The 12,001-nt window shown below is 45.7% G+C and carries 10 protein-coding genes; 6 read left to right on the top strand and 4 right to left on the bottom strand.

What is annotated here, in order from left to right:
- Positions 1-20: 20 nt before the first annotated feature.
- The 4 genes from recJ to djlA form a co-directional block, all read right to left on the bottom strand.
- Positions 21-1,742, bottom strand: a complete 1,722-nt coding sequence (gene recJ, locus MADE_RS03940) for a single-stranded-DNA-specific exonuclease RecJ (protein WP_012517305.1) — start codon at positions 1,740-1,742, stop codon at positions 21-23.
- A gap of 218 nt (positions 1,743-1,960) precedes the next feature.
- Positions 1,961-2,683 carry a bifunctional protein-disulfide isomerase/oxidoreductase DsbC gene (gene dsbC, locus MADE_RS03935; protein WP_012517304.1) on the bottom strand — a complete coding sequence of 241 codons (723 nt, stop codon included), beginning with the start codon at positions 2,681-2,683 and terminating at the stop codon, positions 1,961-1,963.
- Positions 2,684-3,004: 321 nt separating this feature from the next.
- The gene (gene xerD / locus MADE_RS03930; RefSeq protein ID WP_012517303.1) at positions 3,005-3,931 is read right to left on the bottom strand and encodes a site-specific tyrosine recombinase XerD; all 927 of its coding nucleotides are present in this window, start codon (positions 3,929-3,931) and stop codon (positions 3,005-3,007) included.
- Entirely contained in the window at positions 3,932-4,798 is an 867-nt protein-coding gene (djlA, locus tag MADE_RS03925) for a co-chaperone DjlA (RefSeq protein ID WP_012517302.1), read from the bottom strand. It lies immediately after the preceding gene.
- 470 nt (positions 4,799-5,268) lie between these two features.
- Here djlA and lptD point away from each other — a divergent pair, with 470 nt between their 5' ends.
- The 6 genes from lptD to MADE_RS03895 are packed head-to-tail and all read left to right on the top strand — an operon-like array spanning position 5,269 to position 11,904.
- On the top strand, positions 5,269-7,521 hold the full coding sequence (lptD, locus tag MADE_RS03920; RefSeq protein ID WP_023559521.1) for an LPS assembly protein LptD: 2,253 nt from the start codon (positions 5,269-5,271) through the stop codon (positions 7,519-7,521).
- Between the two features lie 59 nt (positions 7,522-7,580).
- A complete protein-coding gene (surA, locus tag MADE_RS03915; RefSeq protein WP_012517300.1) occupies positions 7,581-8,864 on the top strand; it encodes a peptidylprolyl isomerase SurA in 1,284 nt (427 codons plus the stop codon).
- Positions 8,865-8,877: 13 nt separating this feature from the next.
- Positions 8,878-9,864, top strand: coding sequence for a 4-hydroxythreonine-4-phosphate dehydrogenase PdxA (pdxA, locus tag MADE_RS03910; RefSeq protein ID WP_012517299.1), 987 nt, complete (start codon positions 8,878-8,880; stop codon positions 9,862-9,864).
- Positions 9,861-10,688, top strand: a complete 828-nt coding sequence (gene rsmA / locus MADE_RS03905) for a 16S rRNA (adenine(1518)-N(6)/adenine(1519)-N(6))-dimethyltransferase RsmA (RefSeq protein WP_012517298.1) — start codon at positions 9,861-9,863, stop codon at positions 10,686-10,688. The genes pdxA and rsmA overlap by 4 nt, the downstream gene beginning before the upstream one ends.
- Before the next feature lie 6 nt (positions 10,689-10,694).
- Positions 10,695-11,069: a Co2+/Mg2+ efflux protein ApaG gene (apaG, locus tag MADE_RS03900; protein WP_012517297.1), complete on the top strand. Its 375-nt coding sequence runs from the start codon at positions 10,695-10,697 to the stop codon at positions 11,067-11,069.
- 7 nt (positions 11,070-11,076) lie between these two features.
- Entirely contained in the window at positions 11,077-11,904 is an 828-nt protein-coding gene (locus MADE_RS03895; RefSeq protein ID WP_012517296.1) for a symmetrical bis(5'-nucleosyl)-tetraphosphatase, read from the top strand.
- Positions 11,905-12,001 lie beyond the last annotated feature (97 nt).

Raw genomic sequence — 12,001 nt, 5'->3', positions numbered from 1 at the left:
TATTGGCGCCCACATTAAAACTACAGGGCTTCTATTTGCTCAACAATAAGCTGAACCGTTTCTTGTCCTCTGAATACGTTAATATCAAGGCGATAAGCTACATGCACACGCTTAACCATGGCATTAGGCCACGCTTTCAAGTCCACATTAAACGCTATAGCATCGACTTCATTAGCCCCGTCGCCTTTTAACACCATCTTAAGGTGTTTTTGCCCAACTAAGCGCTGGTCAAGAAGCGAGAATTCACCGTCAAAAAGCGGTGACTCAAAACCTTGTCCGAACGGGCCCGCTTGGCGAAGCAAATGGGCGAAGGGTAAGCACAGTTCGCTGGCGGATAAGTCACCATCAGAAAGCAGGGCATGGTTTCCATCTAATTTAGCTAAATGTTTACCGGCAATGTCGATAAACGCACGCTCAAAGTCACGCAGTTTAGCTACCGGCAGGCTAAGACCCGCCGCCATCGCATGGCCACCGAACTTCTCGATAACGCCAGGGTATCGTGTATTAACTTCATCGAGTACGTCTCGAATATGAACGCCGGGAATAGAGCGAGCAGAACCTTTAATAATAAGGTCATCTTGGTGCGCAAAGGCAATCACGGGCTTAAGGTACTTCTCTTTTAAACGCCCAGCGACAATACCAATAACACCTTGGTGAAAGTCTTCGCGATAGACCACCAGTGCGCTTGGCATATCGCCTTCATCAAGTACCATTTGCTCTAGTGCCATTTCTGCCTGCGCTTTCATGCCCGTTTCTATTTCTCGTCGCTCTTTGTTGAGCGCATCGAGTTCGGCGGCAATCATACGCGCTTGAATCGTGTCATCTTCTAATAAACACGCAATGCCTTGAGACATATCATCTAAGCGTCCAGCGGCATTAAGTCGTGGGCCTACCACAAAACCTAAATCTGTTGACGTTAAGTGGGCACAATCCCGATTTGCCACTTCCACCAGCGCTTTAATGCCAGGCCTACACTGCCCTGCACGAATACGTTGAAGGCCTTGATGTACTAATATCCGGTTATTTTTATCCAACACGACAACATCGGCCACCGTACCTACAGCAACGATATCAAGCAGTGATGCCAAGTTAGGTGGAGCTATGCCAGCTTTTTCAAAATACCCTTGCTGCTGTAGCTTGGCTTTTAACGCAAGCATGATGTAAAAAGCAACGCCCACCCCTGCCAAATTTTTAGAAGGGAACTCGCACCCAGGTTGGTTAGGATTCACTATCGCATCAGCTGGCGGAAGCACATCGCCCGGCAAGTGGTGATCGGTAACGACAACTTGTATTCCTAACCCTTTTGCATGGGTAACACCGTCAATACACGATATGCCGTTATCCACGGTAACAATGATATCTGCGCCCTGCTTGGCTGCTTCATCAACAATAGGAACGCTGAGCCCGTACCCAAAGTCGAATCGGTTAGGCACAAGAAAATCTACGTTATCAAAGCCCATTGCCCGTAGCGCCAAAATACAAACCGACGTACTAGTTGCACCGTCGGCATCAAAATCGCCAACAATGATAATGCGTTTATTTTGTTCTATCGCTGTGGCAAGAATTTGCGCGGCCTCAGGCATTCCTTTTAGCGCGTTAAAGTGAGTAAGCCCTCTAAGCCCGTTTTCCAAATCATCGATATTCGCAATATTACGACCTCGGTAAATTCTATCAATAACGGGGTGTAAGTCGGAACTTAAGGATGCACCGCTTATCTCGCGGCGAACAATAGGCAAAATCATGAGATACCACTAAACCAAAATTGTAATTACAGCTAACGATGCACAGGATGAAGGTGCTGATACCCCCAAACAAGATTGCTTATTCAATAAGTCAAAGTTTCACTGTGCGAAAGCTGTGATGAAAATCTTTTAGGGAAGAACTGGAGAAATCATACCGCAGAAAAAGAAAAAACGCACAAGTGCGTTTTTTCTATAAACTTAAGGCGTGTATTAAAGCGTTACTCTGTCGCTGCTAATGCCTTCGCTAACATTTTAGCAGGTTGATACCCTGGGATAAGTGAACCATCAGGTAACACAATATTTGGCGTGCCGTTCACCCCTAATTTTTGCCCCAGCATATATTGTTCAGCGACCTTGTTTTTACAACTTGCGCTTGCAACATCGCTCCCCGCTTTCGCTTTAGTCAGCGCTTTTTGAGGATCTTTAGCACACCATACCGATACCATATCGTCGTAATTCTGGCTGTTTAAACCAGAACGGGGAAAGGCAAGATAATGAACGGTAATGCCCGCATCGTTCAACTCATCAATTTCGTTATGAAATTTACGGCAATAACCGCAGGTAATATCGGTGAACACGCTAATTTCGTACTTCTCGTTTTCCGCTTTAAACGTAATTGACGACGACTTCATTTGTTTTACGCCGTCTTTACGCAATCCTGATAGGGCAAGCTCTGTTTCGTTACGCATTTCTTCATCAATGTTAAAAACCCGCGCTTGAAGCAAATATTGCCCGTTTTCGCTCACGTAAAATAACCCGCGGTTAGTAGAGACTTGTACCAAGCCTGAAACGGGTGAATCAGCAATCGTTTCCACGTCTAACCCTAACATTGAGGTTAGCTTGTCGCGAATGGCGGCTTCATCTGCAGCCTGTGTACTTATGCTCAACAAAGAACCTACGGCAAAGGCGCCGGCTAACAACATTTTCTGTACTGCTTTCACTTCAAATTACTCCATTGCGCCAGTTTGGCTGCTACGCAGATGCTTCATCTTTTCGCCCAAGGCAACTAGCGCACCTGCTGATAATCTTCACTTTATAAACCTTTAGGCCGAAATTCATAAGCCCCTTAATAATAAGAGCGTACAAAGCACAAAATAATTGCATTAAATTTAACTATGCTTTTATTTTACTGAACGCGCTTTGCGTTACTTTACGGCCATATTTGACTTACCTTAATCCTATCATACGCGCTGCAATTTTATATACGGCCATACCGAGCCTCATCGTACATAGGTGCCAACTTGTAGCATTAACGCCCCACTTTAGCCCCTTGGGTGATGACTGTGAATCAACGTTTGCAACCTTTCAGTGGCTACGTGCGTGTATATTTGGGTTGTCGATAGGTCGCTATGTCCCAACAACATTTGAACCACTCGCAAATCAGCCCCGTGGTTGAGCAAATGCGTGGCGAAAGCATGTCTTAGGGTGTGAGGAGACAAGTGCTGCTCTATTCCCGCCTTTACTGCATAATATTTAATGCGATGCCAAAAAGTTTGCCGCGTCATCTTTTGACCCCGCTTACTGAGGTACACAAAATCAGAGGTTTTAGTAGCGAGTATAGGTCGCGCTGTTTTGATATAGGTAAGCAGCCATTCTATAGCTTCCTCACCTAACGGAACTAAACGCTCTTTATTACCTTTGCCTACCACTCGTACCACACCTTGCTGAAGGCTTATCTGGTCCATCGTTAAACCGATAAGTTCACTGACTCGAAGTCCAGTAGCGTATAGCACTTCAAGCATGCTTCTATCTCTACATTCAATGGGGTCGTCGGTTTGGGGGGCATTAAGTAAATCTTCTACCTGCTGCTCACTGAGTGAAGCAGGTAACGCTTTAGGTGTTTTCGGGTTCGACAAGGCAGAGACCGGGCTGTCCACTCTTATCTGCTTACTAATAAGGTAAACAAAGAAGGCGCGAATAGCGCTTAGCGCGCGTTGAGTACTGCGGGTAGATAAGCCTTTATCATGACGATAAGCAAGGTAGTCTTGAAGCTGTTCAGTACTCAGCACTGCAATGTCTTTTATGCCTTGGTTGTTGCTGAAAACAGCAAGCTTACTAAGGTCGGTACGATAGCTTTGTTGCGTGTGCTCTGACAAACCCTTTTCCAGCCATAGCATTTCGATAAAGCCATCAATATGTGCCTGACTTGCTGGCGGCACATAGGTTAACTCTCGCTCTTTTTTTGCCATTTAAAAGCCACGCTTTTGCTTAATCAACTCGTAAGCCGACTGAATGTCTTGGGCCTTCTTTTTCGCAATTTCCATGGCTTGCTCCGGTAAACCCTTAGACACTAGCTTATCGGGGTGATGCTCGGCCATTCTTTTCCTGTATGCCCGTTTTATTGTTTTTTCATCATCAGATGAAGCAACACCCAATATGCGATAGGCATCGTCTAGGCTTTGCTGCTCCGAGTACGCCGACTGCTGACCTGCGCGGCCGTGTTGACGCTGACCCGCACCAGAATGAGTGCGTTGCCCTCCCCGCTGTCTAAAGCGGATTTCCGCTTCGTACATCGAGATTAAGTAATCTAAATCACGGCGTCTAAATCCAAGTGGTTTCGCTACTTTTTCAAGTACGTTGTATTCTTCTTGAGAAAGTTGACCGTCAGCAAAAGCCGCTTGTATAAGGATTTCTAGAAATACCTGAAGGATATCTCTTCTGCCGTGGCTGGCATCGTAAAAGCCTTTTAACGTATCCACCAAAGGAAAGTCTCGTGCCTTGCCTTCTCTAAATGCATCTTGCGCTTCACGGCGGGCATCACCGGTCAGGCGCATCTCATCCATCAGCGCCGTTGCGATTTGAATTTCACGGTCGGTAACTTTGCCATCCGACTTTGCCAAATGCCCAAGTGCGCTAAATAAGCTATGAAAGAAAATGGCCTGCTGCTTGAGGTTATCTTGGTCGGTAAAAAAGCGCCCAAAGCCACCTAGCTGATTGAAATCTTGTCGATATGCTTTATCAAAAAAGTGCCCGACTAACAGCCCTAAAATGGCGCCGGGTATTTTTAAAAACATGAAACCAAATAAGGCGCCGAGGATTTTTCCCCAAATTGACATCTCGTCATACTCCGTTAGTGCACGATATAAAAAGGTGATGTTTGAATTACCTATCCACGCCGCATTCAGCGCGCTAAGTAATCCATCATATCAAATACATAAGTGAATAAACTAGGGCTTAATGACCTGTGCTGCAAACCAAAAACTCGTTGTCAAAAGACCCGTTTAACCTTTGGTCTGCACCCTGTGAAATCAAGCGACACCGCAATATTTATTCAGCACTTGGATAAGTTGTACGTATAAAAGTGCATTTTTTTGCCTGAATGGTTGGTAATTATGCCAGAAGTGCTTAGAATTGGGCGCTTAAATAAATAGTAATAGCGAGTGATTCATCCCTACCTGCTAAAACATAAGTGGATAAAGGGCACCATCACTGGTTTTTTTAAACGTTATGTCGAACTAACCGAGACGCGTGCCGTCTTATTTGGGTTTATAAGCAACATACAACAAAACAGGCCACCCATTAACGCATGAAAAAGACCTGCGCCATGCTTGTTTCCGCGACTCTTTTGCCTACAGTCGCGTTTGCACAGGAAACGACAGCTTCAAATTCTAAACCAGACTCAGATGCAGTGCCTCTAGCATTTTGCTCAGTCGAGCCTGTTACCTTCAGCAGCCAAGCGTTAATGCCTAAAGGCCACGTGAAGGTTGAAGCCAACCGTACTGAGATTATCCAAGATACCGTAGCGCTGTTTTCCGGCAATGTAGATATTACCTCAGACACTGCGGTTATCAGCGCTTCTCAGGCGCAAGTCAACGGAAGCGGTCGCGACTTGATAGCGAAAGGCGACGTTACTTATCAAGATGCGCAGCTAAAAGTAGAAAGTGATGTGGTAACGCTGCGCTCTGAAGAAGAGCGTTTAGAAATGCAAAACACCCGTTACCAGTTAACGGGCTTTGTTGGTCAAGGTTCAGCAAAAGATATTGTGTTAGATACCGATACCGGCATAGTACTAAAAGAAGTAAGCTTCACAACATGCCCCGAAGGGGATGAAGACTGGCTTATTCGCGCGAGTGAAATAAGCCTGGAAAAAGGAACGGTGTGGGGACAAGCCAAGCACACTCGTTTCTACATTGCCGATGTGCCCGTTTTCTATCTGCCCTATTTTGCCTTTCCTGTCAGTAATGAACGTCAAACTGGCCTACTGTTTCCCGAGCTTACGAGTTCAAGTAGAACGGGCGTCGACTATACCCAGCCTTTTTATTGGAATATTGCACCTAACTACGACATGACTATCTCGCCTCGCCTGATGAGTCTTCGCGGCCTTCAGCTAAATACTGAGTTTCGTTATTTAACAGCCCGCAGTCAGGGTAAAGCATACGTAGAATACTTGCCTAGCGACTCTGACATTACAGGTAACCCAGACCGCTACTTTTATCGTTTTGAGCATCAGGGCCTGATAGCCGATAACTGGCTCTTAAATGTAGATTTTAACGGTTTGAGCGATGACAACTACCTTGTCGATTTAGGCTCAGACTATTACAGTCGCGCCGATACACATCTTTACCGTAGTGTGGGCCTGAGTTATTACTCGCCCAATCTATCGGTAAATATGCACATAAAAGATTTTGAAGTACTTGGCGACACCGCTGATAGCTATCGCTCCGTTCCTGAAATCAAAGTTAATTACACAAAGCCCTTGGGCGAATACTTTGAATTCAACCTCGACTCTGAAGTCGCCCATTTCGACAATACGCTAGACACGGCCCCCACCGCCACCCGTTTTCACGTAGCGCCAACACTTGCCATGCCGCTAAGAGCAGCATGGGGCGAATTTGTTGCCGAAACCACCTTATTTCAAACGGTCTACCAACAAGATAATGTGGAAGGAACGGACCTAAAAGAAGACGTAGAACGAACCCTTGGTCAGGCTCGCCTTTATGGTGCCCTGTACTTTGAACGAGATACCTCTTGGTTTAGTGACGACATGTCCATGACCTTAGAGCCGAAAGTTCAGTATTTATATACGTCATATGAAGACCAAACGGCGATTGGTTTTTACGATTCTACGCCCCTTTTAACCGACGTTGAGGGGCTGTTTCGAGGTCAGGAGTTTACTGGCCTTGATAGAATTAGCGACAACAACCAAATTACCCTTGGTGCAACCACGCGCATGTTAGATAAAAACAATCGGGAACAATTTGTTCTTAGCGTGGGTCAGATATTCTACCTTGAAGATAACGAAGTCGTTGCAGCGACCAAAAATCAAGATCGCTCCGCCTTAGCGGCTGAAGTAGACTGGCGCTTTAACAATAACTGGTTTTTCCATTCTGATGTGCAAGTGACCACTGACACAGACAAAGTTGACTTAAGCAGTGTGGGTATTGAATACCGCAAAGACGATTCGCGCTTTATTCAATTAAGTCATCGCTATGTTCGCGATCTCAGTGGCGAAACCATAGACCAAATTGGTATTTCTGCTAGCTGGCCTATTTCTGAAAATTGGCAGTGGGTAGGTCGTACTTATCGCGATCTAGAGCGCAACAGAAGTGTAGAGACTTACGCAGGTATTCAATACGAATCATGCTGTTGGGCCGTGCGACTAGTAGCGCAGCGCAGTTTGAACAACCGCTACAACGATAGCGGCCAACAAACGACGGACGACTTCGATTCCGGTATTTCGCTGCAATTTATCTTTAAAGGAATAGGTTCGTCGGGAACCCAAAGAAGCATGCTTCAAGACGGTATGTTTGGCTATCGTCAGCCTTATAGTTTAAATTAACCCGCAGTTAAGCGTTTACGAGCGCTTAAGTGCAATTAACCAATAATAAAAGAGTGTGTATGAAGTTCATTATCCGTGCATTGATGTTAGGTGCCCTACTCTCGTTTAACAGTATTGCGCAAGAAGTTGTGCTTGACCGCGTTGCTGTAATTGTCGACCAAGGCGTAGTGCTTGAAAGCGAAATTGATGCCCTTGTACAAGAAGTTAAACGCAACGCTGCAGCGAATGATCAACAGCTGCCCTCTGATCGTGCGCTTCGTACACAAGCAATCGAGCGTTTAATTACCAAAAGCCTGCAGCTACAAATGGCTGAACGCATGGGTATTCGTATTAGCGACCCTCAGTTAGAACAAACCATTGGCAACATCGCTTCTAACCAAAACGCCACCGTTGAGCAGCTTCGTGCCCAATTAGCCGCAGAAGGGATTGCTTACGATGATTACCGCGAAGATATTCGTGAAGAAATCATTATGGGTGAAGTGCGCCGCGCTAACGTGCGCCGCCGCGTTTATATTACGCCTCAGGAAATTGAAACCCTTGTTGACCTTATGGAGCAGCAGGGCGCGCAGCAAGCAGAATATCGCTTGGGCCATATCCTTATCGGTTTCCCACCTGAACCGACAGACGAAGACATTCAAGCAGCGCGTGAGCGTGCTGACAAAGTAATCGCGTTATTAGAATCAGGCTCTGATTTCGCAAAAATTGCCATTGCGTCATCATCAGGTAACGAGGCGCTAGAAGGCGGTGATATGGGATGGCTTAATATCAATGCCATGCCAACACTATTTGCCGAAGCTATCCAAAACAAAGATAAAGATGCGCTTGTGGGCCCTATTCGAAGCGGTGCTGGCTTTCATATTTTGAAAGTGCTCGATACGCGCGGTATTGAAAAAGTCACTGTTGAGGAAGTAAATTCACGCCACATCCTTGTTAAGCCATCAATTATTCTTAGCGAAGACAAAGCAAAAGCCATGTTAACGCGCTTCAAAGAAGAATTGAAAAACGGTGAAGCGGAATTTGCCGACCTAGCTAAAGAGCATTCAGAAGATCCAGGCTCAGCCCTTCGCGGTGGCGAATTAGGTTGGTCTGACCCAGGCAATTATGTACCTGAGTTTAAAGAAGCGTTATCGCAGCTTGAGCCTGGCGAGTATAGCGACCCTGTGCGCACAGTTCACGGCTGGCACTTAATACAGCTTATCGACCGCCGCATGGATGACGCCACAGATAAGCGAAAAGAAGACAAAGCGTACCAGCTAATCTTCAATAGAAAATTTTCAGAAGAAACCGAGAACTGGTTACGTGAAATGCGCGATGCCGCTTACGTAGAAGTTATCGATTCATAACAATAAGTTATTCATGAGTAAACCAATTAAAATTGCAATTACACCGGGAGAGCCGGCAGGTATCGGGCCAGATTTAATCATCAAACTGGCTCAAGAAGCATGGCAAGCTCAGCTTGTCGTGTTCGCCGACGGTGACATGCTCAAAGACCGAGCCGCCACGTTAGGCCTTCCTCTTACACTCATCGATTACGATGAAAATAACCCGCAGGTACAAGCTGCGGGTTCGTTGTTTATAAAGCAAATAGATAAATCAGTGAAAGTGACTGCGGGTGAGCTTGATAGTGAAAATGGCTTGTATGTAGTAGAAACGCTGCGCCAGGCTTGTCAGGCAAATATTAATGGCGACTTCGACGCCGTTGTTACCGGCCCGGTTCACAAAGGCATTATTAACAAAGCTGGCGTCTCGTTTAGCGGTCATACCGAGTTCTTTGCGTATCAATCTAATACCATTGACGTGGTGATGCTACTTTCCACTGAAGGGCTTAATGTAGCGCTTGCTACAACCCATATCCCTCTTGAATATGTAGCAAAAGCCATAACCCGCGAGCGACTTTACAAAGTTATCCATATTATCAATACCGACCTGAAACTGAAGTTTGGTATTAAAGAGCCTCATATTTATGTGTGTGGTTTGAACCCTCACGCCGGTGAAGACGGTCATATTGGTACTGAAGAAATCCATACCATTATTCCTGCGCTAAATGAATTGAGGGAAGAGGGGCTAAATATTACGGGTCCTCTACCTGCAGATACTATTTTTCAACCTAAATACCTTGAAAATGCCGACGTGGTGCTTGCTATGTATCACGATCAGGGCCTTCCCGTGCTAAAATACAAAGGTTTTGGGGCGTCAGTGAATATCACATTAGGGTTACCTTTTGTTCGTACTTCAGTTGATCACGGTACTGCATTAGATTTAGCCGGTACCGGAGAAGCCGACGCCGGTAGTTTCAGAAAAGCATTGGAAAAAGCCATTGAGCTTGCACATCATCAACAATGAGTAAAACACATTTAGGCCATACGGCCAGGAAGCGATTCGGTCAGAATTTCCTTCACGACGACTACGTGATAGGTAAAATTGTTGCGGCCATCGCCCCTAAAAACGAACAGAACTTGGTGGAAATAGGGCCGGGTTTAGGCGCGTTAACAGACCCCGTTTGCGAAGAAGTCGACGCATTAACGGTTATAGAACTAGATCGAGATCTTGCCAAACGTTTGCGCCATCATCCGTTTAATGGTGAAAAGCTGACTGTTATAGAGCAAGATGCAATGACCATGGACTTTGGTGCGCTGTCTAAAGAGATGCCGCTCAAAGATAAAAAGCTGCGTGTTTTTGGTAACTTGCCTTACAACATTTCAACGCCGTTAATGTTCCACCTTTTTGATCATGCTCATTGCATTGAAGATATGCATTTTATGCTGCAAAAAGAAGTGGTTAACCGCTTAGCAGCAGGTCCCGGTTCAAAGAACTACGGTAGACTTTCGGTAATGGCGCAGTACTACTGCCATGTGATCCCCGTATTGAATGTTCCACCCGGTGCGTTTAAGCCGCCGCCGAAGGTAGATTCAGCGGTAGTGAAGCTTGTCCCGCATCAGTCGCCACCGGTTGACGTTGTGTCTGTTAGTACGCTAGAGCGGGTTTGTGCACAGGCTTTTAATCAGCGCCGTAAAACCATTCGTAACTCACTTAAGGACAGCTTAAGCGAGGAAGAAATTCGTGAGCTAGGTATTGACCCTACCTGTCGCGCTGAAGTGCTATCTCTCAATGATTTTGCCACCATTGCCAACGCAGTGTCTGCAAAAGAGAGTCAACAAGAGCAATAGCCATCTATGGATGTACTTGATATAAAGGTGCGGGTGAAAACCCGCCACCTTCCAGACCACCTTCCTTCAGATTCAAAGCAGTTTGCTTTTGCCTATCACATCACTATTGAAAACAAGAGCAATCATACCGTTCAGCTGATCAACCGCTATTGGAAGATCACCGATGCCAACGGTAAAACCTCTGAAATAGAAGGTGCTGGGGTAGTAGGTAAACAACCTTTCTTAAAAGCCGGTGAACAGTTTGAATATACCAGTGGTGCGGTTATTAACACACCTGTGGGGAATATGGAAGGCTATTATGAGATGGAGCTAGAGAGCAAAGAACGCTTTCGAGTTCCTATCAATGTATTTCGATTAGCCATTCCAAGCATTCTTCATTAAGGTTTCTATGTCACAAGGTAACACCTACGTCATTGGCGATATTCAAGGCTGCTATGACGGTCTTCGACGCGCTTTAGATAAAGTACAATTTGATGAAGAAAACGATACGTTGCTTGCCGTGGGCGACCTTGTCGCTCGTGGTGAAGACTCTTTAAGCACCCTTCGTTTTCTAAAATCGCTTGGAGATAACTTTAATAGCGTTTTAGGTAATCATGATCTCCACCTACTCGCCGTAGTCAACGGCATTCGCAAGCCTAAGAAATCAGACAAGTTAGACGACTTATTAAGCGCGCCTGATTTGCCGGAAATGATTGACTGGCTTAGACAATTCCCCTTAGCCATGAAAATAGATAAGCGCTCTATTATGGTCCATGCTGGGCTTTATCCTAAATGGTCAATTGATAAGGCCGTGTCGTTAAGCGACGAAGTCAGCACCATTTTGAAGTCAGATAATTATGCTAATTTTCTAAGCAGCATGTATGGAAATAGCCCCGATAACTGGTCTGAAAAATGGACCGGCGAAGCGCGGCTGCGCTTTATTGTTAATGCCTGCACGCGAATGCGCTTTATTTACAGTGATGGAACGCTCGATTTCGACAATAAATCTCACCCTAGCGCAGTGTCGCACAGTACAAGTAGCACAATTATGCCGTGGTTCGAACGAAAGAATGAACAGCTACTTGCCAATCAGCGCGTTGTATTTGGCCACTGGGCGGCCCTTTCAGGCCAAACTAATAGCGCTCAGTTTATTGGCTTAGATACGGGCTACGTGTGGGGGCAAAGTATGACCATGCTTAACCTTAGCAGTGATACACTGGAAAACGTAAAAGCTTAAAGACAAAAAGGCAGGCTTTGCGAGCAAGTCTGCCTTCCTTGCCCACCTTATTTGAAGCGCAAACTGGTATTACTACCTATAATTACGCTACTATTTC

Source organism: Alteromonas mediterranea DE (assembly GCF_000020585.3).
Lineage (GTDB): Bacteria > Pseudomonadota > Gammaproteobacteria > Enterobacterales > Alteromonadaceae > Alteromonas > Alteromonas mediterranea.
This window is presented reverse-complemented; position numbering and strand designations above follow the sequence as displayed.